The following is a 20,819-nucleotide window of genomic DNA, read 5'->3' on the forward strand; positions in this document are numbered from 1 at the left end:
GGTCAACCTCGCGGCCACCGCCGGCGCCGCCCTCGCCGTCATGCTGGCCGCCCTCGCCGTCGCCCTGCGCACCGGCCGGCACCGCGGCGTCGACACCGCCTGGGGCCTCGCCTTCACCGCCGTCGCCCTCACCGGTTACGGGCTCTCGGCCGGGTACGGCGACGACGGGCGGCGGCTGCTCGCCACCGCACTCACCACCCTCTGGGGCCTGCGGCTCTCCGCCCACATCGCCCGCCGCGCCCGCGGCACCGGGGAGGACCCGCGCTACGCCCGGATGCTCGCCCGCAAGCCCCCCGGCCGGGCCCGCACGCTGTACGCGGTGCGGATGGTCCACCTGCTGCAGGCCGGCCTGGTCTGGTTCGTCTCGCTGCCCGTGCAGGCCGCCCAGTACCTGCCCGGCGCGCCCGGGCCGCTCGCCTGGGCGGGCACCGCGGTCTGGGCCGTCGGCCTGTTCTTCGAGGCCGTCGGCGACCTGCAGCTGAGCCGGTTCAAGGCCGACCCGGCCAACCGCGGACGGGTGATGGACCGCGGCCTGTGGGCCTGGACCCGGCACCCGAACTACTTCGGAGACGCCTGCGTCTGGTGGGGGCTCTTCCTGCTCGCCGCGGACGCCCCCATCGGCTGGGCGTTCGTCGGCAGCCCGCTGCTGATGACCTGGCTGCTCGCCTTCGGCAGCGGCAAACCGATGCTGGAACGCCAGATGGGCTCCGACAAACCCGGCTGGGCCGAGTACGCGGCCCGCACCAGCGGCTTCGTCCCCCTCCCACCCCGCCGCCGGACCGTGCGCTGAGGCCCGGAGGCTTGTCCAGACCGGGGGCCGTGTGCGTCGACGAGAACGTCGGCGCAGCCGTGCACGGTGCGGGCGGGCGCCGGAGCGTCCGCCCGCCTCTTCGGCAACCTTCTGTCGAGCGAATCATCCGAATCCGGAGCCGGTACCCGCCGGCAGCCGGTGCGCGGCCGCCGAGCCCGTGGCGGCCGGTCCGGCGGGCGGGGCCGCCGCGACGTCCCGCGCGGCAGCCCCCAGGGCGAGTCCGGTGCCGGCCACCGCACGCACGGGGGCCATCGCGGTGCGTCCGGGTCCTCGCGGACGTCGCAGCGGCGGACCCGCCGGGCCGTGAGTGCGGTGCGGCCCGCGATCGAGCCCCGGATCGCCGGGGCGGGTCAGCCGTTCGAGGCCGGCGAGGACGGATCGCTCCCGCGGTGGCAGGGCGGCGGCTGCCATGGCGATCGACCTCCTTCCTCACCGGGCTGGATGCCCGGCCCTTCCACCGTGGAACGGCGGCCCCCGCCCGGCAGCTCGCATCGTCTGTGCACCGTTCGGGCGTGTCGGGTCCGGCCGGCGCGGCGGCAGGCGTACCGTGCCGGAGTGGAGATCCCCACCGAGCTGACGGCGAGCCTCGCCGAGGCCAGCATCACCACCGGGGGAGTGGCCCGCCGACTCGGCGTCTCGCCCACCACCGTCCGCTCCTGGGAGCGCAGGTACGGCATCGGCCCCTCCGGCCACGAGGCCGGCCGGCACCGCCGGTGGCGCCCGCAGGACGTCGCCGTGCTGGAGGCGATGTGCCGGCTCACCGCCCACGGCGTGCCGCCCGCCGAAGCGGCCCGGCTGGCCCGGGCCGGCTCCCTCGTCAGACTCCCGCAGGGCCGTCCCGGGCCCGGCGGGCCGCGGGAGCACGCCGAGCCCCGCGAGTCCGGCGGCAGCCGGGCACTGCCGCTGGGCACCGTCCGGCCGGAGTGCCGCGGCCTCGGCCGGGCCGCCGTCCGGCTCGACGCGCCCGCCGTCGAGCGGATGCTCGACCGGGCGCTGGCCGACCTCGGCCTGGTGACGGCCTGGGACGAGGTGATGATGCCCGCCCTGCGGGCGGTCGGCCGCAAGTGGGCGGTGGAGGGCGAACGGTACGTCGAGGTGGAGCACCTGCTCTCCTGGCACATCTCCGGCGCCCTGCGGAAGGTCACCCGCTGCGCCGAAGCGGCCGCGCCGGTGGCGCCGGTGCTGCTCGCCGGCATGCCGGGGGAGATGCACTCGCTGGCGCTGGAGGCGGCCGCCGCCGGGCTCTCCGACCGCGGCGTGCCCTTCCGCATGTTCGGGCCGGCGGTGCCGCCGGCCGCCCTGGTCGAGGCCGTCCGGCGGATCGGCCCGTCGGCGGCGCTGCTGTGGTCGCAGACGCGGGACACCGCGGACCCGCGGCTGGCCCAGCTCGCCGCCGCCACCGCCTGGGGCCCGCGCGGTGCCCGCACCCGCCCGGCCGTCCTGCTCGGCGGCCCCGGCTGGGCGGGTACCGACCGGATCGCCGGCACCCTGCGCCCGCGCCGCCTCCCCGAGGGCCTCGCCCACCTGGAGGCGCTGGCCGCGTCCTGACGGCCTGCCGGCCCGGTGTCAGGAGCTCCTGAGAACGACGAGTTGACGGGTCGTCCGGGTCATCGCCACATAGCGGTCGACCGCTCCCGCGACGCCCTCGCCGAACGCCTCCGGGTCGACGAGGACGACCAGGTCGAACTCGAGGCCCTTCGACAGCGCGGGCGTCAGCGACCGGACCCGGGGGGTCGCCCGGAACCCGGGGGCGCCGATGACGCAGGCCGTCCCGTCGGCGTGTGCGGCGAGCCAGCGCTCCAGGACCGCATCCAGCTCCTCGACGGACCCGTGCACGACGGGGATGCCGCTGCTGCGCACCGAGGTCGGCACATTGGCGTCCGGCAGTACGGCCCGGACGACCGGCGCGGCCTCGGCCATGACCTCGGCCGGCGTCCGGTAGTTGATGCCCAGTGAGGCGACCTCGATCCGGTCGAGCCCGATCCGCTCCAGCCGCTCCCGCCACGACTCGGTGAACCCGTGCCGGGCCTGGGCGCGGTCCCCGACGACGGTGAAGCTCCGCGACGGGCAGCGGAGCAGCAGCGTCTGCCACTCGGCGTCGGTCAGTTCCTGCGCCTCGTCCACCACGATGTGCGCGAACGGGCCGGCCAGCGGCTCCGGATCGGTGCCGGGCAGCGCCGCCCCGTCGACCAGGGTGTCCTGCAGGTCCCGTCCCCGCAGCATGGCCACCGCGCCCTCGCCGTCGTCGTTGGCCCGGAGGATGTCGCCGATGACGTCGGCCATCCGGGCGCGTTCGGCGGCGACGACGGCCTCCTGTCGGCGCCTGTGCCGGGCCGCCTCCGGGTCGCCGAGCCGGTGCCGGGCCGCGTCCAGCAGCGGCAGGTCGGACACCGTCCAGGCCTGCGCGTCCGGGCGCCGCAGCCTCCGGACGTCGTCCGGGCCGAGCCAGGGCGCGCACATCCGCAGGTAGGCGGGGACCGACCAGAGATCGCCGACCAGGTCGGCCGCCTCGATCAGCGGCCAGGCGCGGTTGAGCGTCGCCACCAACTCCTCGTCCCGCAGCAGTGCGCGCCGGACCAGCTCGGGCGCGACGTCCTCGTCCAGCCTGCCCAGCAGGATCGCGGCCAGCTCCTCCAGGATCTGCGCGCGCGCCTCGTTGTGCGGGGTGCCCGGTTCGACCGCGTCGAAGGCATCGGCCCAGTCCTCGGCGCTCAGCCAGAGGTCGCCCCAGTCGGTGCCGACCTCCGTCCCCTCCGAAGGCGGCTCCTCGTAGAACCGGACGGCCTTCTCGATCGCCCGCACCATGTCCGCGGAGGACTTCAGCCGGGCCGCCTCCGGATCGGCCTCGACCCCCGCGGCGGCGCCCTCCGCGACCAGGTCCCGCAGGGTGCAGGTCTGCACACCCTCCTCGCCGAGGCCGGGCAGCACGTCCGCGACGTAGTCCAGGTAGGGCCGGTGCGGGCCGACGAACAGCACGCCGCCCCGACGGTGCCCCAGCCGCGGGTCGGAGTACAGCAGATAGGCGGAGCGGTGCAGCGCGACGACGGTCTTGCCCGTGCCCGGGCCGCCGTCGACGACCAGGGCGCCGCGGGAGCCGGCCCGGATCACCGCGTCCTGGTCGGCCTGGATGGTGGCGAGCACGTCCCGCATCCGGGGGGAGCGGGCGGCGCCCAGGCCGGCGATGAAGGCCGACTGGTCGTCGAGCGCCGCGTGCCCCTCCAGCCCGTCGGCGGTGAACACCTCGTCCCAGTAGTCGGTGATCCGGCCGCCGGTCCAGCGGTACCGGCGGCGGCTCGCCAGGCCCATCGGGTCGGCGTGGGTCGCGGCGAAGAACGGCTTCGCCGCGGGGGAACGCCAGTCGACCAGCAGCCGGCGCCCCGTGCCGTCGGTCAGGCCGAGCCGTCCGACGTACACCGGCTCCGAACCGTCTGCACCGACGACGCGGCCCAGGCACAGGTCGAGGCCGAAGCGGCGCAGCGCGCGCAGCCGGCCGGTCAGCCGGTGCACCTCGGCGTCGCGGTCCATCGCCGCCCGGCCGGCACCGCCGGGGGCCCTGCGCACGGCGTCGAGGCGGTCGGAGAGTTCGGCGATCGCCTGCCGGAGGCTCTCCGCGACGGCCGCGAAGTGCTGCTCGTCGGCGGCGACCAGCGCCGGGTCGGCCTTGGGTGACAGGTGGTCGGGAAGGTCGAACGCGTTCATGGCGAGGGAGTTCGTCTCAGGGGCACCGCACCGGTCATTGACCGACAAATCCGTACGCACTTCGTGAATCTCCCAATTCCACAGGATCCGGGTTCAGATCAGCGATTGTGCGGTACGACGGGGGCCTTGCCGCAAGACCCCCTGTGCGCTATACCTTGAGAGTGGCAAGCGGTGGGTCATCCCGTTTGCCTTTCTTCTTGTCAGGACCCGCCGTCTTGCCAGGACCCGCCGTGACCGCCCCTGCCGCGTCCGCCAGCACCTCCCGGGCCGCCCGTGCCCCGGAGGCCAACGCGCCCTGCACCGGCCCGGTGCCGCGGTGGTCCCCGCAGACGTACCGGCCGCCGCCGAGCGCGGCCGGCCGGGTCAGCGGGTGCGGGGCCGGCATCGCGGGCAGCGCGTAGGGGACGGCGCGGTCCGCAAGGTGCTCCCAGCCGCCCGTGTCCACCCGGTACAGCTCGGCCAGCCGGGCCCGTACCCGCGGCTCCCGGGCCGGGCCGAGCACCGAGGTCGCCACCAGGGCCCGGCCGTCGCCCGAACACCCGGGCACCACCTCGGACAGCACCACGCTGTTCAGCACCGGGCCGTCCGCGTCCACCAGCAGCGTCGGCTCGGCCAGCGGGGAGACCGGCGCCGCGTGGTACAGCGTCGTCACCGAGCGGCCCGGCGGCACCGCCGGCCCCGGCAGCAGCCGCGCCGCCTCCGGGGCCTCGGTCGCCACCACCGTCCGCCCGGCGGGCAGCTCCGTGCCGTCCGCGAGCAGCACCCCGTCCGCCGTCAGCTCCGCCACCGGCGACCCCAGCCGCACCGTGCCCGGCGGCAGGCCCGCCGCCAACTGCTCCGGCACCGCTCCGATCCCGAACTCCGGCAGGCAGAGCGTGCCGCGCAGCAGGCTCCGCCACACCAGGTGGAACACCCGGCCGGAGGTCTCCAGCCCCTCCTCCAGGAACACCCCGGCGAGGAACGGCCGCAGCACCCCGTCCACCGTTCCCGGTGAGAGGCCGGCCGAGGCCAGCGCGGCGCCGGTCGACACGTCCCGGCCGCGCCGCAGCAGCGCAGCCGGGAGCACCATGTCACGGGCGCTCAGCAGCCCGAGCGCCACGGTGTCGCGGAACGGCGCCAGCCGGCCCGGCAGCAGATCGCCGGCCAGATCCGGGCGGCGCGTCGGATCCACGAACCACCGCCGCACCCGGTCGCAGGCCAGGACGAACCCCGGGGTGAACGGGTGCAGCCGCAGCGCCCGCAGGTCGATCCGCCGCCGCACCTGCGGATACGACGTGTTGAACACCTGGAAGCCGCGGTCCAGCCGGAAGCCGCTCACCGGATCCGTCCGCATCCGGCCGCCGACCCCGTCGGACGCCTCCAGGACCGCCACCTCCAGACCGCCCGCGACCAGGTCGCGGGCGCACGCCAGCCCCGCCAGCCCGGCCCCGACCACCACGACATCCACCGAGTCCACCTCACCGGCTCCTCTCCGTTCGGCCGTACGCGCCGCGCACGACAGCCGGCCGCTGGGTAGGGACCTCCATGTGAACCGCACCCTCCTGCGCCTCACCGGCGCCGCCACCGCCGTGTACGGCCTTGCCGTCACCCGCCGCCCCGCCCTGCTGGCCCGGCCCTCCGGCCTCGCCGCGCCGGACGGCACCGTCCCGCAGCCGGTCGCCGTCTGCATCGCCCCGCTGGCCCTCCGCGACGCCGCCTGCGGCCTGGCGATGCTGCTCGCCCCGGACGACCGCAGCCTCCGCACGGCCGCCCTGCTGCGGATCGCCGCCGACCTCGGTGACGCCGCCCTGCTGTCCGGCGTCACCGAGGTCTCCGCCGGACTGCCGACCGGACGGCACCGGGCCGCGGCACTCGTGGTCTCCCTCGGCTGGGGCGCGCTCTCCGTCGTCGGCCTGCTGCAGCGCGACCGGCCGGCCGAGACCGTGCCCTAGGCAGGCCGGCAGGGGCGCGCGACGGGCGGAGGCTGCGCGGGCCGGCGCTGCACGAACGCTGCGGGTGGACCGCGCCGCCCGTCGGGCGGAGGCTGGAACGAGCGCAGGCAGACCCGCCGGTCCACGGAGCGGCACCGCCCGGCGGGCCGCGCCGGCGGTGGATGCACGGGCCCGGGCAGCGGATGCCCCGGGCCCGTTCCACGCGCCCGGCCACAAGTGCGGCGTCGGGTCCGTCCGCGGACGGTGAGTCATGTGCCGGCCTCCCTGGCAGCGCAGCGCAGCGGTGCCGAGACGGCCCGGCGACCGACGGGCCGCCGCCCCCGGGCCCGGGCCCTGCCGAGAGTCTTCGGCCGCGTCCCCGGCGGCCACCAGGCGCAGCGCTTGCGCACTGATTCCGCCCGCCGCCCGGGGGAACCGTCCACCCCTCGCCGGAGGTGGACGAACCATGCCGCATGTGAAGGGCCCGTGCAGTCGTCGGCACTCTTGCGTGGAGGATCCCGGGGCAGGGGGGTGAGCGCCCGGACCCCGGGCATGCGAGCCGCCGACGCACCCACGGAAGGAATGGCCATGGCAGTGATGAGTGAAGGGTCGACCATCGCACCCGGAGCGACCGCGGCGGGCGCAGAATCCGAGGGCGTCGCCGTGCCGGCCGCGGCGCCGGTCCGGCGGCTGGTCGAGGACCCGTCGGCGGTCGCCCCGGCCGACGCCAAGGTCCTCTCGTCGGCCCTGTTCGCCCGGCTGCGGAGGCTGGAGGAGGGCACCGCCGAGTACTCGTACGTCCGCGGCACGCTCGTCGAGCTCAACCTCTCGCTCGTCCGGTACGTCGCCCGGCGGTTCCGGCAGAGCGGCGAGCCGATGGACGACATCGTGCAGGTCGGCACGGTCGGCCTGATCAAGGCGATCGACCGCTTCGACCCGGACCGCGGCCTCGAGTTCGTGACGCTCGCGGTGCCCACCGTCCTCGGCGAGATCAAGCGCTTCTTCCGGGACGCCACCTGGGCCGTCCACGTGCCCCGCCGCCTCCAGGAACTGCGGCTGGCCCTCGCCAAGGCGAGCGACCGGCTGGAACAGGACCTCGGCCGCCCGGCCACCGTCGCCGAACTCGCCGCCCACCTGGAGATCACCGAGGGCGACGTGGTGGAGGGCATGATCGCGCGCAACGCCCACACCGCCGGCTCGCTCGACCTCGGCAGCGACGACGACGACGGCGACGGCTCCCTGCTGCGGCGCCTCGGACGGCACGATCCCGGGCTGGAGAAGGTCGAGAACCTGCAGGCGCTCAAGCCGCTGGTCGCGGCCCTCGCCGAACGGGACCGGGCCATCCTGCACATGCGCTTCGTCGACGAGATGACCCAGGCCGACATCGGCGCCCGCCTCGGCGTCTCCCAGATGCAGGTCTCCCGCCTGCTGGCCCGGATCCTCTCCCGCCTGCGCGAGGGGATGCTCGGCACCGAGGCCTGACACACCGCCGGCCGCCCCGGCACCCGCACCGCTCGCCCGTACCCGCGACCCGGGCCCACCCGGGAACCGCGGGTACGGGCGTTCTGCCCCGTCCGTCCGGTGCCGGTGCCGGGGCCCGCCGCCCGGACCACGGGGCGCTGGGGGCGGGGTGCCGCCAGCGCCCTGAAGGGGTGTCAGACGATGCGCCGCAGGAACTCCTCCGGGGTGTGCGGCCAGTCCACGAAGGCCGACTCGCAGCCGGCCGGCACCGTCCGGTAGGTGCAGTCCAGGAACGCGCCGAGCTCCGCCGACCCCAGCCGGACGGACGCCCCGGCCCCGGGGCAGCGCCACTCCAGTAGCACCCCGCCGTCCTCGTCCGGCCGGACGCACAGGTCGCCCGGGCCGGTGCTGCCGTGGCGGCCCTCCGCCAGCAGGTCGCGGCCGACCGTCCACCGCGGGCCGTCGTCCACCGCGCCGCCGTCCTCGACGACCAGCGTCTCCGACAGGCGCGCCGGCCCCGGGAAGCACAGCGCGACGGCGAACGGGTCGTCCGTCCGGTACCGCAGCACCACCCGGACCTGCCGGGGACGGGACCCGCATATCCGCGCGGTCGTGTGCCGTTCGATCGTCTCCACCATGCTGCGTCCCTCCGCTCCTGCGCGAACCGGGCCGATGCCCGCCCACCGGCACGTGCCCCGCCGGCGGAGGTCCATGCGGGACGGGCGCGGGCGGTCACTGCCCGCCAGCCGACGGTTCGTCATCAAAGCGTCCCCGGAGGGGGGTTTGCCCGCGCCGTCAGCGGCAAGGCGGTACCGCCGGAAGCACGTCCGGGACACCGCCTCGGGCCCGGACCCCACCGGAAGGAGAGAGCCCATGCCCACCGTGGCCGTCCTCCTCGTGGTCCTGCTCTGCGCCGCCGCGGCGGCCGCGGTGCCCCTCGTCCGCCGGCGGCTGCGCACCCGCGGCCTGCGGACGCGGTTCGGGCCCGAGTACGAGCGCACCCTGCGCAGCCATGGCGGAGACGTCCGCCGCACCGACCGCGAACTCGCCGACCGGCTCGCGCTCCGCCGCCGACTGCGGCTGACCGGCCTCCCCGCGGCCGAGCGGGAGAAGGTCACGACCTCGGTCCGAGGACTTCAGGTGCTCTTCGTCGACGACCCGCCGCGCGCCGCCGCCGAGGCCGAACGGACCCTGCAGGCCCTGCTCGACCGCATGGGCTACCCGTCCTCCGGCCGGACCGAGGTGCTGTCCGTCGACCACGCACCACTGCTCGGCGCGTACCGGACGGCCCGCGAGACCCTCGGCCGGACCGAGGGCACGACCGCCGGCACCGAGGACCTGCGCACCGCTCTCCTGGCGGTCCGCGCCCTCACCCTGGACGTCCTCGGCCGCGACCACCCGTCCCCCGTCGAGCGGCCCGCACCCGGGACCGCCCCGACGAAGGTGCTGACCACCAGGGCCCTCGGCACCCGCCCGCCGGGCGCCGCCCCGGCACCCGGCCGACGGGCCGTCAAGCCCTGATCCGTCCAACCGATCTTCTGCGAGGAGTGACATGAGCGAGGACCGATCGAACGACACCGAGCACCAGAGGCCGGAGGGTCACGCGCAGGCCCGACGGGTGCCCTTCCCCCGCCAGCCGGACGCCTCCTCGCCGCGGGCGGACGTCGCCGGGGCGGACCTCCCCGCCCCGGCGGCGGGCGGGCCGGCCGGGGACGGGTTCGGCGGCTGGCTCGACCCGCGGCAGGTGGCGACCGTCTCGGCCGAGTGGGACGCCGTGCAGGCCGGGTTCGTCGACGACCCGGCGGAGGCGGTCCGGCAGGCCGACGAACTGGTCGCCAGGGCGGCCGAGTTGGTCGCCGAGGCGGTGCGCCGCCGCCGGGAGGGGCTGCACACCGAGCCGGGCACACCGGCCGGGCCGGACGCCGGGACGGAGGAGCTGCGGCTCGCGCTGCGCGACTACCGCGGCGTCCTGGACCGCCTGCTGGCCTCCTGACGGAGCGTCGTACTCCGCCGTCCGTACACCGCCGTCCGACCCCGTCAACGGAGGACCATGCCCGTGTGGACCGTCCTGAGGCCCGTCGCGGTCGCCGCCGCCGCACTGCTCGCGATCCTGCTGCTGGACCGCACGGTGCTGGTGCTGGCGAGACGCCCGGCGGCGGGCCGGCTCCGAACCCTGCTGCAGCCGTGCCGGGTGCCCGCGCTGCTGACCCTCGCCGGCCTGCTGCTGCTCGCCGCCGAACCGGCCGCCGGCCTGCCGGAGCCCGCCCGCGGGCCGCTGCGGCACGGCCTGGTGCTGCTCGTCCTGGCGGCCGGCGCCTGGCTGCTGACCCGGGTCGTGGCGCTGCTGATCGACACCTCGTTCGCCCGGTACGCCACCGAGCGGCGCGACCCGGCGCGGATCCGCCGCGTCCGCACCCAGACCGGCATGCTGCGCCGGCTGTCGAGCGCCGGCATCGCCGTGGTCGCCCTGGCGGCCGCCCTGATGACCTTTCCGGCCGTCCGCTCCGTCGGCGCCAGCCTGCTCGCCTCGGCGGGCATCCTCGGCCTGGTGGTCGGTGTGGCGGCGCAGAGCACCCTGGCCAACCTGTTCGCCGGGGTGCAGCTGGCGTTCGGCGACATGGTGCGGCTCGGCGACGAGGTAGTCGTCGCGGGCGACTGGGGGACGGTCGAGGAGATCACCCTCACCTATGTCGTCATCGCCACCTGGGACCAGCGGCGCATCGTCATGCCGGTCTCGTACTTCGTCGGCAAGCCCTTCGAGAACTGGTCCCGGCGCGACCCGGCCATCACCGGCACGGCGCTGCTCCACCTCGACCACCGCACGCCCGTCGGCGAGCTGCGCGCCGAGTTCGAGCGGCTGCTGAAGGAGTGCGCGTGGTGGGACGGCGAGGGCAGCGCCCTGCAGGTCGTCGACACCACGCCCAGCACCATCGTGGTGCGGGCCCTGATGACGGCCCGCAACGCCGCCGACGCCTTCGAACTCCGCTGCTGGATCCGGGAACGGCTGATCGGCTACCTGCGCGAGCAGCACCCGGAGGCGCTGCCCCGGGTGGCCCTCGACCCCGTCCACGGCTGAGCCGCCCGCGCGCGGACCGGGCGGTGGCCGGCACCGCCCGGTCCGCGCGGGCCCGCTCAGCGGCGCTGCCGCGCGGCCTGCGCCTCGGCGAACTCCTTGAAGCCGAGCAGGCCGTCCAGCACCCGGCGGTGGGTGAAGCCGAGGACGACGGCCAGCCGGTCGGCCAACCGGCCCGGCCGGACGTCCAGTTGCAGCATCACGGTGGTCCGCCGCTCGTCCAGCCGGTGGAAGGTCACCACGCCGGTCTGCCGGAGGTCGCCGGTGACGGACGCCCAGGCGATCCGCTCGTCCTCGATCCGCTCGGTGACCCGGGCGTCGAACTCCCGTATCGCGCCGCCGGTCCGGACCGTCCAGCGGGTGAGCCCGGACTCCGGCCGCTCGACCCGCAGCACACCCCGCACGAAGAGCGGGAACTCCTCCACCCGTGTCCACTGCCGGTAGGCCACCGGCACCGGGACCCCGACCTGGACGGACTGCTCGACCCGCGCCATCGCTCGCCACCTCCGTGTCGCACCGACGCCCACCGGTCGGTGACCGTCCGTCAGGCCGTCTGTCCCGGCGGCGCGCGGACATGCCCGCCGGGCCCGGATCCGCCCGGGCCGAATCGCGGCGCACCCCGGGTGTCGGCGGCGAGCGGGGGTAGACGCGCCGTCGGCCCGCCACCCACGGCGGACCGCGGCAGTGACGACGGAGGAGATCCCATGGGCATCGGCGGATGCATCATCCTGTTCGCGATCGGCGCGATTCTCGCCTTCGCGGTGGACTGGCACCTCTCGGGTGTCGACCTCGACACCGTCGGCTGGGTGCTGATGGCGGCCGGCCTGCTCGGCGTGGTCGTGTACGCGAGCGCGCTGCGCCGGCGCCGGCCGGTCGGCCGCCCCGCCGACGAGGTCGTCGAGGAGCGCCGGTACTACGAGGGGCTGTGACCCGCCCCCGGGAGAGGAGCACCGATGGAGACCGAGGAGCACCGGACCCGGCGGTACACCGGGGGCTGGGCCTGGCAGCGCCGCGCCGCCTGCCGGGGGAAGGACGCCGCGCTGTTCTTCCACCCGGCCGGGGAGCGCGGCGAGCGGAGCCAGGAGCGGGAGGCGGCGGCGAAGCGCGTCTGCACGCGCTGCCCGGTGCGCGGCCAGTGCCTGGAGTACGCCCTGGCCGCCGACGAGCGGTACGGCATCTGGGGCGGGCTGACCGAGGACGAGCGCCGCGCGCTGCGGGCCGGGGCCCGGCGCCGCGGCCGTCCCGCCGCGGCCCGGCCGCCGGGCCGGGACTGAGCCGCCCTCCCGGTCGGGTGCCGTGCGCAGGCCGAGGCGGAACCCGGGGGACTCAGGGGGACTCAGGGGGACCGAGGGGGACCGAGGGGGACCGAGGGGGAATGGAGCGGGCGGCTCGGGGCAGACGACGCCCGTCCCCGGACGGACCGGCCCTCGGCGGGCCGGGCCGGTGGCCGGGGTGACGACGGACGAAGGAGAGGTTCAGCGATGACGATCCTCTGGGCGCTGGTCGCCGGCCTGGTGGTCGGCCTGCTGGCCAAGCTGGTGCTGCCGGGCCGTCAGCCCGTGCCGCTGTGGCTGACCGTGCTGATCGGCGTGGTCGGCGCGGTGCTCGGCAACACGCTGGCCTCGTACCTCGGTGTGCGGCACACCGGCGGAATCGACTGGCTGCGGCACCTGCTGCAGGTGGGCGTCGCCGCGGTGCTGATCGCCGCCGCCTCCCCGGTGTACTCCGGGCGCAGGCGCTGATCCGGCCCGCCGCCGGGGCGCGGACGCGCCGGCGCCGCGGACCCGAACCGACCGAGCGAAGGAGACGAGGATGCGCGAGCAGATCTGGAACCACCACCCCGACAACGGCCACACCGAGGACCGGGACGTCATCGGCTACACGGTGCAGGCCACCGACGGGAGGATCGGCAAGGTCGACCGGCACTCCGTGGAGGTCGACGCCTCCTACCTGGTCGTGGACACCGGCCCGTGGATCTTCGGCCGTCAGGTGCTGCTGCCGGCCGGCACGATCCTGCGGATCGACCACGAGGAGCGGACCGTCCTGGTCAACCGCTCGAAGGACGAGATCAAGGGCGCACCGGAGTTCGTGAGCGAGCACGAGGTGCCCGCCGACCACCTGAGCGCCCTCGGCACGTACTACGGCCCGATGATCTGACCGTCCGCCGGCGGCCGGTCCCGCGGGTTGCACCGCGGCCGACACCGGGTACGGTGCCAGGGGCGGTCGGCCATCACCGGCCGCCGGGCAGGCGAGAAGTGACGGATCGGCGGCCGCACCGCGGACGGCCGCCAGCGGAGGGCACGGGACATGGGCAGCGGTGAGCTGGGTACGGGGCCGACGACCGGTCGGGCCGCGGGAGCCGGAGCGCCCCTGCGGACCGCGTCCGGTCCGGAGGGGGCGGTGGTCTGCTCCCTCTCCGGGGACCTCGACCTCGACGGACTCGCCGAGGTGGAGGCACCGCTGCGGGAGTTGGTCTCGGCCGCCGCACCAGGGGTGCTCTGCATCGACCTCGCCGCGGTGGGCTTCTGCGACTCGACGGGCCTCAACCTCCTGCTCCGGCTCCGGCTGGACGCCGAGGAGTCGGGGGTCACGCTCGTCCTGGCGCAGCCCGGTCCGCAGCTGAGCCGGCTGTTCGAACTGACCGGCACCGGCGCGGTGTTCCGGGTCTTCGAGACGGTGGGGGAGGCGTGCGCAGCCGGGTGAGGACGGCCCCGGGCCGCCCTGGCGAGGAGGCCCCCGACGAGGGAGGGCCGGGGAAGAGCCGGACATGCATCAGGGTGAGGACATGAGCAGCAGTTCGTACACCGCCGACGGGCCCGTGCTGGGCCAGCGCCGCCGGTACGTCTTCGGACCCGCCGGGCAGGTCCGGACGGGCCGGGAGTTCGCCGCCAAGGTGCTCCTGGACTGGGGCCTGGCCTGCGACGAGCTGTTCGACGAGGACGTCCGGCTGATCGTCTCGGAGCTGGTCTCCAACGCCTGCCTGCACGGCGGCGGCCCGCGCGAGCTGGTGCTCGTCCTGGCGGACCGCTCGGTGCGGATCGAGGTCCTGGACGCCGGCGAGGGCGTGCCGGAGCCGCGCAGCCCGCACCGCACGTCCCGGCCCGGCGGGCACGGCCTGCACATCGTCGGCCGGCTGAGCACCGCCTGGGGCGTGCTGCGCGCGCCCGGCGCCAAGGCGGTCTGGGCCGAGGTCGCGCTGCCCGACACCCCCTGAGGCCGGCTTTCCGCCCGTCGGGGGCGCATGGCCGGGCCGATCGGGGGCAGACGGCCGCCCGACCGCTTCGGACCTCCCAGGGGAGTCGACCGTGATCATCGCGCAGGCCGGTGCAGCCTCCATTCCCGCCCCCGTCCCCGGGGTCGTGCCGCTCGTCCTGCGGTACGACTCGGACGACCCGTTCGCGGTGGTGCTGGACTTCCCCGACCCGCCGGCCGACGGCGAGATGTCCGGCGGCGACCCGATCAGCTGGTACGTCTCCCGGGAGCTGCTCACCGAGGGCCTCGGCGGCCCGGCCGGCGACGGCGACTTCCGGCTGGTGCCGGTGGACGGCGGGCTCACCCAGCTGGAGTTCCACAACCGCAACGGCGTGGCCCTCGTGCAGGTCGCCACCGACGAGCTCCGCGGCTTCCTCGCCGACACGGCCGAGGTGGTGCGGCCGGGCGAGGAGCACCGGCAGGTGCGCTGGCCGGACACGGTCGAGGCCTTCCTCCGGGCCACCGACTGACCGGCCCGGGAGGCCGGCCGTGCATGGAACGCCGGGAGCAGGGCAGACGCCGTCCGTGACCGCCGGCGGAACGCCCGCCGGGTCCGAAGGGAGTGGTCATGAGCGGCAAGAACAAGGTCGAGAACATGGCACAGAAGGCCCGGGGCAAGGCGGAGGAGACCACGGGCAAGGCCGTCGGCAACGAGCGCCTGACCGCGAAGGGCAAGATCGACCAGGCCGCCGCCGACGCCAAGCAGGCCGGCGAGAAGGCCAAGGACGCCCTCAAGCACTGACCCCCGGCACGGCCCCGCGGCGGGGGCGCCCCCAGGAAGGGTGCCCCCGGCCGCCCGTGCTCACCAGCCTCCGGTGCCCGGCGCGCCCTTGAACGGCCCGCGGATCTCCGGGGTGATCCAGCCCCCGTAGAAGCCGCCCTCCTGCGGGACGACCTCCTCGCCGCCCACCGTGCAGCGGTCCACCCGCCCCGGGTAGAACGCCAGGTGGCCGCGGATCTCCTCGTAACCGGGCGCCGGCTCGGGGTAGCTCCAGGCCGCGTTCTCGCTGCGCGTCCCGTCGACGACCAGGTCGAAGTAGACGGCGGCACCCTTCCACTCGCACCAGCTGCGGTGCCAGGACGGCACCAGTACCCCGGGCGCCACCGCCGCCGACGGCAGGTAGAACACCGGCGGATGGCTGGTCTCCAGCACCCGCAGTGCCTCGTCGGTGTCGGCCACCAGCAGGCCGCGGAACTCCACGGTCACCCGGCGGCCGGCCTTCTCCACCCGCGGCGGACGGGGGTAGTCCCAGACCGACTCCGTCCCGCCCTCAGTGGTCATCGCAGCGCGCCTCCTCTCCGCTCGGGCCCGCCCGGACGGCGCGCCGGGCCGGGCGCCCCCAAGGTGTTCGGAGCCGCCCCCCGGACCGGATGGGCCCGCCGCCGCGCCGTCCCGGCCGGCGGTTGCCCGCCACCGGCGGCGGGCAGGCTCGAAGCGACAGGAGGTGGTCCGGATGCCCCGCACCTCACCGGCGCAGCGGCCGCGCATACCGGCCGACGGCCTGTTCGGCCCCGACTCCGTCACCTGGCGTGTGCACGCCGACCCGGCCATGCTGCTCGGCGGCCTGCGGGCACTGCTGCTGCAGGCCCTGCACCCGCTGGCGATGGCGGGGGTCTCGCAGCACTCGGCCTTCCGCGAGGACCCGTGGGGGCGGCTCGACCGCACCGCCCGCTTCGTCGGCGCGGTGAGCTACGGCACCGGTGCGGAGGTCCGCGAGGCGGTGCGCCGGGTGCACCGGGTGCACGAGCACGTCCGCGGCACCGACCCGGCGACCGGGCGGGAGTACCGGGCCGACGATCCGGAGCTGCTGGTCTGGGTGCACGCCTGCGAGGTCGGCTCCTTCCTCGATGTGGTCCGCCGCGCCGGGCTGGCGCTGACCGCCGCCGAGGCCGACGCCTACCTGCGCGAGCAGAGCGTGGTGGCCCGGCTGGTCGGGGTGCCCCCCGAGGTCCCGGTGCCGGACTCCGCCGCGGCCCTGCGGCACTACTTCGCCGCGGTGCGGCCCGAGCTGTGCGTCACCCCGGCCGCCCGGGAGGCGGTCCGGTTCGCCTTCCTGCCGCCGCTGCACGGCAGCGCCCTGCTGGCCGTCCCGGCCTGGGCCGGCCTGGTCGGGCTGGCGCTCGCGATGCTGCCGGGCTGGGCCCGCCGGATGTACGGCCTGCCGGGCTGGTGGATCACCGACCGGGCGGCCGACCTGGAGGCCAGGGCGCTGCGCTCGGCCGTCTTCCGCCTGCCCCGCGGCTGGTGGGAGGGTCCGTACGCGGTCGCCGCGCGCGAGCGGTACGGACTCGCCGCGGAGCCGGCCGGTCACCCGGGGCGGAGTGTCTGAGGCATCGTCGGATCGTGTGCACACCGCGCGGGATGTGGAGTCTTCTGAATGTCAGGTGCCCCGGGGCGGGCCCGGTGTCGAAGGCTTGCCCCCCTGGCCGGTTGCGGAATGCCGGTTGCCGAGCCCCAACTGCCGACGATTCGAACCGATCTGTTCCCCAACCGGTCATGCGCGGACGGATTCGGCTGCTCGGCGGGTGTCAGGCGATCACCGGTTGGGTTTCGGTGTACCCGTTGACGCTCCCGGTGGCACGCCCGTAGGGTCGCGGCCCATGGACGCCGGTCGGTGATCCGGACATGTCGGCTCGCTGCCGTCGCCCGGGCCGCCGTCCCTCGCCGGACCGTCCACAGAGGTGCCAACTGCCGTGCCCCGGTGCAGCGTCCACCGGGCCCGCGGCGTGCCGCACCTCCCTGCGCGCCCTGCCGCCACCCGCGGCTCCGGTCGGCGCGGTCCGGCGTCCCCATGAGCAGACCCACTCAGCAAGGGATGTGCAAGTGACCGGTTTCTCGCGACCCAGGGCTTCCGCTCTGGGGGTGGTCTGCGCCGTACTGCTGTCCGGTTGCTCCTCGGGTGTGCTCGGCTCAGGGTCGGACCTGACGGTCGTCATCGGCGTGGACGGTCCGCTGACCGGCAAGCTCGCCGACCTGGGCCTCGGCATCCGGAACTCCGCTGAACTGGCGATCAACAAGGCCAACGCCAAGAACACCGTGCCGGGTGTGAAGTTCGTCCTCGACGCGAAGGACGACGAGGCCGACGAGCAGGCCGCGAAGGCCAACGGCGAGGCGTTCGTCGCGGACCCGCGGGTCATGGGCGTGGTCGGCCCGCTGACCTCCTCCGGCGCGATCGCCATGGCCCCGGGGCTCTCCCAGGCAGACCTCGCCGAGGTCTCCCCGTCCAACACCTCACCCGCGCTGACCTGGGGCGCCGACTACCGCGCCAACGGCAAGAAGCGCCAGTACGCGACGTACTACCGGACGGTGACCACCGACGCCGTGCAGGGCCCGCTGCTCGCCAAGTACGCGCACAACCGGCTGCACGCCGGCCGGGCCGCCGTGATCAGCGACACCAAGGCCTACGGATCCAACCTCGCCGCCGAGTTCGCGACCGCCTTCGAGGAGGTCGGCGGCAAGGTGGTGTACCGGACGACGGTGAAGCCCGGCACCACCGACTTCACGAAGATCGCCTCGCTGGTCGCCGCGCAGGACCCGGACATCGTCTACTACGGCGGCGAGCACCCGGAGGGCGGCCCGCTCTCCGCGGCGCTCAAGGCGGCCGGCGTGAAGGCGCCGCTGGCCGGCGGCGACGGCCTGCACACCGACGGCTACATCAAGGCGGCCGGCGGGGCCTCCAACGGCGACTTCGCCAGCCAGCCCGGCATCTCCGTGGAGGGCCTCGCCTCCGCCTTCAGCTACCTCGACGCCTACCGCGCGGCCGGCTACAAGGAGGAGCCCGGCCCGTTCGGCCCGTACGGCTACGACTCCACCTGGGCGCTGATCCAGGCGGTCGGCAAGGCCCGGCAGGCCGACCCGGAACTCTCCGGGGCCGCCCTGCGCAAGGCCGTCGCGGACGCGATGCAGAACGTGTCCTTCTTCGGCGTCACCGGCGACGTCTCCTTCGACGAGTTCGGGGACACCCACAACCAGGTGGCCTCGATCTACAAGGTCGCCAACGGCACGTGGACGGCCATCGTCCCGTTCGGCCGGCTCCGCGACTTCTGACCCGCCCCGGGCGGGCACCGGCCGACCGGTGCCCGCTCAGGACACCACGGTCTGCTCGGCCACCTCCGTCAGCGTGACGGTGCACAGGCCGCCGCGCTCGGACTTCACGTCCGTCACCTCCAGCTGCGTGCCCGGCAGCAGGATGAACTCCTCCTCGCCGGTGAACGCGGAGAAGTCGCGGATGCCCACGGCCCGGGCGGGGACCACCTCGAAGAGCGTCCGCCGTCCGCGGCTGCCCATGAAGGCCCGCGCCACGCCCGGCTCGGACGTGCAGGAGGAGACACCCCACCAGGTCACCGTCCGCCCCAGCGGATACTGCGAGCGCAGGTCCAGTGAGACACCGCGCCACAGCGGCGCGGTACGGACGGGGAGCTGCGACACGGCCGCGAACAGCAGTCGCAGGTACGGAAGATAGGGGACGAGCCGGGACCGGTCCGGGGAGCGCAGCACGGCGTTGATCTCCCGGTAGAACGCGGACTCGCAGGTGTAGAGGTGGAGGGCGGCGATCGCGTCGGCGGACAGGCCGTCGGCCGCCTCGTCCGCCCGCCGCTTGCCGAACTCGTGCGACCGGTCGACGTGCCGGTCCAGGCCCCGCAGCAGCTGCGCGACCGGGCCGACCGCGTCCCGGAACCCCAGCAGCGGGGTGTCGAACACACCGGTGATCGCCGGGAGTTCGAGACCCTCGTCCTTGACGCTCGCGAGCCGCTCCAGATACAGCTGGTGCAGCTCCATGGTGGAGGCGATGAACGCGCCCATCCGCTCGGCGGTGTCGCCGTCCGCCCCGCCGGCCTCACCCGCGAGGGTGTTCCACCCCGTGCTCGGCAGCCAGTCGATCCCGTCGTGACCCAGCGAGGCGAGGGCCGCGTTCACCGTCCCGAAGTGGTCGCCGTCGCAGAAGATGTCGCCCTGCGCCGCGGGATTGGCGTGGTCGATGTGCCGGACCTCGACGCCCGGGTACTTCTTCTGCAGCTGCAGGACGACCTTCTTCAGGCTCCGCGCGTGCGCCCCCCACCAGGCGAAGACCACACCGCGGTCCTCCTCGGCGGCGTCCTGCTTGGCCTTGAGGATCTCCTCGACGATCCGCTCGGCGACCGGCCGCCAGAACGCGGTGTGCCGGTCGGTGCCCGTCGCCCCGTCGCTGTCCGCGGTGAGCGCCGCGTTCAGCAGCAGCACACCCTGCGTCAGCATCGCCTGGAACCACTCGGGCGGCTGGACGGTGTCCTGCTCCTTCAGCAGCGCCCGGACGTCGGCGATCGGCGTCTTCTTGACGATCCCGTACTTCCACATCGCCGCCGCCTTGATGATGCAGCGGATGCTGACGACCCGGCCGAACTGGCTGTCCTTCCAGTCGTGGAAGGTGTTGTCGAACATGGCGATGCCGGTGGCGCTCTCCGGCCGCGGGTACGGGTTCTGACCGAAGACGACGACCTTCCACTTGTGCGGCGCGTGCGGCTTCAGCGCCTGGAAGGTCAGTTCACGGACGGGCACGACCTCCGGAGCGCGGCCCGGGCCGATGAACGCCGCCGCGTCCGGCCGCGCCTCGATGACCGGCTTCAGCAGCGGGAGCCACGGCTCGCCGCCGCCCTGGAAGAGCTCCGCGAGGGCCAGCGGGTCGTTCGGGTCGGGCTGGGCACCGGCGTTGGCGTCGGCATTGGTGGTGGCGTCAGTCATGGTGGAGGTACTCCGGGACGGTCGAAGCGTGCCGACGGCACGGCATGGAGGGCCGTCGGTCCGCCGACGGCAACCACAGTCCTATCGGCCGCGAGTGACAACCGCCGGCCGGCCGTTCGCACCGGCCGCCCTGTCAGTGCAACGCCCTAGCGTCGGGAGTGACAGAAGATCCGTTGTCGCAGGGGAGTGGACCATGACCGAGAACCGCGAGCAGGCGCCGCTGAAGGTCGTACTGACCGACATCAACTCCACCGTGGTGGAGTCCTGGCGGGCCGCCTTCGCCGACACCCCCGGGGTCGAGATCCGCAAGGGCTCCATCCTCGACGAGCGGGTCGACGCCTGGGTCAGCCCCACCAACTCCCGCGGCCGGATGGACGGCGGCGTCGACGCCGTCATCAAGCGGCACCTCGGTGCGGGCATCCAGCTGCGCGTCCAGCGGGCGATCCGCAGCGGCTTCGCGGGACGGCTCCCGGTGGGCAGCGCCGTCTGCGTGCCGTCCGGTGCGGTCAACCCGAAGTTCCTGATCTCGGCGCCCACCATGGAGGCGTCCTCGCAGAACGTCAGCGAGACCCTGAACGTCGCCCTGGCCTGCGCCGCCGCCTTCCAGGCGATCCACCGGCAGAACGCGCAGGCCCCGGGCAGCATCACCTCGGTGGCCCTGGTCGGCATGGGCGCCCAGACCGGCCGGGTGCCGGCCCGTGTCTGCGCGAACCTGATGTGGACGGGCTACACGCTCTTCCAGGACCACTGCTTCGAGGACTTCGACGAGCTGCGCAGCACCGTCACCGCGCAGCTCGACGACATCGACAAGGCACCCGAGACCGAGCGGGTCCGGATCGCGCCGCCCGCCCGCCGCACCGCCCGCCGCTGACCTGGGCCTCGCCCTGCCGTGGT

At 75.3% G+C, this 20,819-nt stretch carries 24 protein-coding genes; 18 read left to right on the top strand and 6 right to left on the bottom strand.

What is annotated here, in order from left to right; translation table 11 throughout:
- The first annotated feature begins 40 nt into the window (after positions 1–40).
- Entirely contained in the window at positions 41–790 is a 750-nt protein-coding gene (locus tag AB0P35_RS02330) for a DUF1295 domain-containing protein (RefSeq protein ID WP_095875247.1), read from the top strand.
- Positions 791–1,366: 576 nt separating this feature from the next.
- The gene (locus AB0P35_RS02335; RefSeq protein WP_363505292.1) at positions 1,367–2,359 is read left to right on the top strand and encodes a MerR family transcriptional regulator; all 993 of its coding nucleotides are present in this window, start codon (positions 1,367–1,369) and stop codon (positions 2,357–2,359) included.
- A gap of 18 nt (positions 2,360–2,377) precedes the next feature.
- On the opposite strand, the gene helR is transcribed toward AB0P35_RS02335, so the two are convergent.
- Together helR and AB0P35_RS02345 are read right to left on the bottom strand one after the other, a co-directional pair.
- Positions 2,378–4,510 (bottom strand): RNA polymerase recycling motor ATPase HelR, encoded by a 2,133-nt coding sequence (gene helR, locus AB0P35_RS02340; protein ID WP_363505295.1) that lies wholly within the window; start codon positions 4,508–4,510, stop codon positions 2,378–2,380.
- A gap of 148 nt (positions 4,511–4,658) precedes the next feature.
- Positions 4,659–5,966, bottom strand: coding sequence for an NAD(P)/FAD-dependent oxidoreductase (locus tag AB0P35_RS02345; RefSeq protein WP_363505298.1), 1,308 nt, complete (start codon positions 5,964–5,966; stop codon positions 4,659–4,661).
- 70 nt (positions 5,967–6,036) lie between these two features.
- Here AB0P35_RS02345 and AB0P35_RS02350 point away from each other — a divergent pair, with 70 nt between their 5' ends.
- Both AB0P35_RS02350 and AB0P35_RS02355 read left to right on the top strand, forming a co-directional pair.
- Entirely contained in the window at positions 6,037–6,441 is a 405-nt protein-coding gene (locus AB0P35_RS02350) for a hypothetical protein (protein WP_363505301.1), read from the top strand.
- A 567-nt stretch (positions 6,442–7,008) separates the two neighbouring features.
- Complete coding sequence (locus AB0P35_RS02355; RefSeq protein WP_363505304.1) at positions 7,009–7,902, top strand: SigB/SigF/SigG family RNA polymerase sigma factor; 894 nt, start codon at positions 7,009–7,011, stop codon at positions 7,900–7,902.
- 173 nt (positions 7,903–8,075) lie between these two features.
- On the opposite strand, the gene AB0P35_RS02360 is transcribed toward AB0P35_RS02355, so the two are convergent.
- Positions 8,076–8,519: an SsgA family sporulation/cell division regulator gene (locus tag AB0P35_RS02360; protein ID WP_363505307.1), complete on the bottom strand. Its 444-nt coding sequence runs from the start codon at positions 8,517–8,519 to the stop codon at positions 8,076–8,078.
- 235 nt (positions 8,520–8,754) lie between these two features.
- Between AB0P35_RS02360 and AB0P35_RS02365 the strand changes: the two genes are divergently transcribed.
- Genes AB0P35_RS02365 through AB0P35_RS02375 form a run of 3 tightly spaced genes read left to right on the top strand, consistent with a single transcriptional unit; the run spans position 8,755 to position 10,957 of the window.
- Entirely contained in the window at positions 8,755–9,402 is a 648-nt protein-coding gene (locus AB0P35_RS02365) for a hypothetical protein (protein ID WP_363505310.1), read from the top strand.
- 31 nt (positions 9,403–9,433) lie between these two features.
- On the top strand, positions 9,434–9,874 hold the full coding sequence (locus tag AB0P35_RS02370; RefSeq protein WP_363505313.1) for a hypothetical protein: 441 nt from the start codon (positions 9,434–9,436) through the stop codon (positions 9,872–9,874).
- A 57-nt stretch (positions 9,875–9,931) separates the two neighbouring features.
- Positions 9,932–10,957: a mechanosensitive ion channel domain-containing protein gene (locus AB0P35_RS02375; RefSeq protein WP_363505316.1), complete on the top strand. Its 1,026-nt coding sequence runs from the start codon at positions 9,932–9,934 to the stop codon at positions 10,955–10,957.
- Positions 10,958–11,013: 56 nt separating this feature from the next.
- Here AB0P35_RS02375 and AB0P35_RS02380 read toward each other — a convergent pair whose 3' ends face one another.
- Complete coding sequence (locus tag AB0P35_RS02380; protein ID WP_095871678.1) at positions 11,014–11,448, bottom strand: SRPBCC family protein; 435 nt, start codon at positions 11,446–11,448, stop codon at positions 11,014–11,016.
- 210 nt (positions 11,449–11,658) lie between these two features.
- Here AB0P35_RS02380 and AB0P35_RS02385 point away from each other — a divergent pair, with 210 nt between their 5' ends.
- The 8 genes from AB0P35_RS02385 (at position 11,659) to AB0P35_RS02420 (ending at position 14,948) form a co-directional block, all read left to right on the top strand.
- Complete coding sequence (locus tag AB0P35_RS02385; RefSeq protein WP_095871677.1) at positions 11,659–11,883, top strand: DUF6458 family protein; 225 nt, start codon at positions 11,659–11,661, stop codon at positions 11,881–11,883.
- Between the two features lie 24 nt (positions 11,884–11,907).
- Entirely contained in the window at positions 11,908–12,228 is a 321-nt protein-coding gene (locus AB0P35_RS02390) for a WhiB family transcriptional regulator (protein ID WP_363505320.1), read from the top strand.
- Between the two features lie 207 nt (positions 12,229–12,435).
- Complete coding sequence (locus AB0P35_RS02395; RefSeq protein ID WP_095871675.1) at positions 12,436–12,696, top strand: GlsB/YeaQ/YmgE family stress response membrane protein; 261 nt, start codon at positions 12,436–12,438, stop codon at positions 12,694–12,696.
- Between the two features lie 70 nt (positions 12,697–12,766).
- Positions 12,767–13,111 (top strand): PRC-barrel domain-containing protein, encoded by a 345-nt coding sequence (locus tag AB0P35_RS02400; RefSeq protein ID WP_363505323.1) that lies wholly within the window; start codon positions 12,767–12,769, stop codon positions 13,109–13,111.
- Between the two features lie 213 nt (positions 13,112–13,324).
- Entirely contained in the window at positions 13,325–13,657 is a 333-nt protein-coding gene (locus tag AB0P35_RS02405) for an STAS domain-containing protein (protein WP_363505753.1), read from the top strand.
- 82 nt (positions 13,658–13,739) lie between these two features.
- A complete protein-coding gene (locus AB0P35_RS02410) occupies positions 13,740–14,168 on the top strand; it encodes an ATP-binding protein (protein ID WP_363505326.1) in 429 nt (142 codons plus the stop codon).
- A gap of 91 nt (positions 14,169–14,259) precedes the next feature.
- Positions 14,260–14,676 carry an SsgA family sporulation/cell division regulator gene (locus tag AB0P35_RS02415; protein ID WP_095871671.1) on the top strand — a complete coding sequence of 139 codons (417 nt, stop codon included), beginning with the start codon at positions 14,260–14,262 and terminating at the stop codon, positions 14,674–14,676.
- A gap of 98 nt (positions 14,677–14,774) precedes the next feature.
- On the top strand, positions 14,775–14,948 hold the full coding sequence (locus AB0P35_RS02420; protein WP_095871670.1) for a CsbD family protein: 174 nt from the start codon (positions 14,775–14,777) through the stop codon (positions 14,946–14,948).
- A gap of 60 nt (positions 14,949–15,008) precedes the next feature.
- Here AB0P35_RS02420 and AB0P35_RS02425 read toward each other — a convergent pair whose 3' ends face one another.
- A complete protein-coding gene (locus AB0P35_RS02425) occupies positions 15,009–15,488 on the bottom strand; it encodes a DUF427 domain-containing protein (RefSeq protein ID WP_363505330.1) in 480 nt (159 codons plus the stop codon).
- 172 nt (positions 15,489–15,660) lie between these two features.
- On the opposite strand from AB0P35_RS02425, the gene AB0P35_RS02430 reads away from it, so the two are divergent.
- Both AB0P35_RS02430 and AB0P35_RS02435 read left to right on the top strand, forming a co-directional pair.
- A complete protein-coding gene (locus AB0P35_RS02430; RefSeq protein ID WP_363505333.1) occupies positions 15,661–16,536 on the top strand; it encodes an oxygenase MpaB family protein in 876 nt (291 codons plus the stop codon).
- A gap of 533 nt (positions 16,537–17,069) precedes the next feature.
- The gene (locus AB0P35_RS02435) at positions 17,070–18,254 is read left to right on the top strand and encodes a branched-chain amino acid ABC transporter substrate-binding protein (RefSeq protein ID WP_363505336.1); all 1,185 of its coding nucleotides are present in this window, start codon (positions 17,070–17,072) and stop codon (positions 18,252–18,254) included.
- Between the two features lie 36 nt (positions 18,255–18,290).
- Here the strand turns inward: AB0P35_RS02435 and AB0P35_RS02440 are convergent, their stop codons facing one another.
- A complete protein-coding gene (locus AB0P35_RS02440) occupies positions 18,291–19,925 on the bottom strand; it encodes an ADP-ribosyltransferase domain-containing protein (RefSeq protein ID WP_363505339.1) in 1,635 nt (544 codons plus the stop codon).
- A gap of 193 nt (positions 19,926–20,118) precedes the next feature.
- Between AB0P35_RS02440 and AB0P35_RS02445 the strand changes: the two genes are divergently transcribed.
- Positions 20,119–20,796, top strand: a complete 678-nt coding sequence (locus AB0P35_RS02445; protein WP_363505342.1) for a macro domain-containing protein — start codon at positions 20,119–20,121, stop codon at positions 20,794–20,796.
- Positions 20,797–20,819 lie beyond the last annotated feature (23 nt).

Source organism: Kitasatospora sp. NPDC085879 (assembly GCF_040686255.1).
Classification (GTDB): domain Bacteria; phylum Actinomycetota; class Actinomycetes; order Streptomycetales; family Streptomycetaceae; genus Kitasatospora.

Coding starts and splice junctions, on each gene's coding strand:
- AB0P35_RS02430 (WP_363505333.1), top strand. CDS start 15,661: ATGCCCCGCACCTCACCGGCGCAGCGGCCGCGCATACCGGCCGACGGC.
- AB0P35_RS02375 (WP_363505316.1), top strand. CDS start 9,932: ATGCCCGTGTGGACCGTCCTGAGGCCCGTCGCGGTCGCCGCCGCCGCA.
- AB0P35_RS02380 (WP_095871678.1), bottom strand. CDS start 11,448: ATGGCGCGGGTCGAGCAGTCCGTCCAGGTCGGGGTCCCGGTGCCGGTG.
- AB0P35_RS02440 (WP_363505339.1), bottom strand. CDS start 19,925: ATGACTGACGCCACCACCAATGCCGACGCCAACGCCGGTGCCCAGCCC.
- AB0P35_RS02425 (WP_363505330.1), bottom strand. CDS start 15,488: ATGACCACTGAGGGCGGGACGGAGTCGGTCTGGGACTACCCCCGTCCG.
- helR (WP_363505295.1), bottom strand. CDS start 4,510: ATGAACGCGTTCGACCTTCCCGACCACCTGTCACCCAAGGCCGACCCG.
- AB0P35_RS02355 (WP_363505304.1), top strand. CDS start 7,009: ATGGCAGTGATGAGTGAAGGGTCGACCATCGCACCCGGAGCGACCGCG.
- AB0P35_RS02370 (WP_363505313.1), top strand. CDS start 9,434: ATGAGCGAGGACCGATCGAACGACACCGAGCACCAGAGGCCGGAGGGT.
- AB0P35_RS02330 (WP_095875247.1), top strand. CDS start 41: ATGCTGGCCGCCCTCGCCGTCGCCCTGCGCACCGGCCGGCACCGCGGC.
- AB0P35_RS02410 (WP_363505326.1), top strand. CDS start 13,740: ATGAGCAGCAGTTCGTACACCGCCGACGGGCCCGTGCTGGGCCAGCGC.
- AB0P35_RS02385 (WP_095871677.1), top strand. CDS start 11,659: ATGGGCATCGGCGGATGCATCATCCTGTTCGCGATCGGCGCGATTCTC.
- AB0P35_RS02390 (WP_363505320.1), top strand. CDS start 11,908: ATGGAGACCGAGGAGCACCGGACCCGGCGGTACACCGGGGGCTGGGCC.
- AB0P35_RS02395 (WP_095871675.1), top strand. CDS start 12,436: ATGACGATCCTCTGGGCGCTGGTCGCCGGCCTGGTGGTCGGCCTGCTG.
- AB0P35_RS02445 (WP_363505342.1), top strand. CDS start 20,119: ATGACCGAGAACCGCGAGCAGGCGCCGCTGAAGGTCGTACTGACCGAC.
- AB0P35_RS02400 (WP_363505323.1), top strand. CDS start 12,767: ATGCGCGAGCAGATCTGGAACCACCACCCCGACAACGGCCACACCGAG.
- AB0P35_RS02365 (WP_363505310.1), top strand. CDS start 8,755: ATGCCCACCGTGGCCGTCCTCCTCGTGGTCCTGCTCTGCGCCGCCGCG.
- AB0P35_RS02360 (WP_363505307.1), bottom strand. CDS start 8,519: ATGGTGGAGACGATCGAACGGCACACGACCGCGCGGATATGCGGGTCC.
- AB0P35_RS02420 (WP_095871670.1), top strand. CDS start 14,775: ATGAGCGGCAAGAACAAGGTCGAGAACATGGCACAGAAGGCCCGGGGC.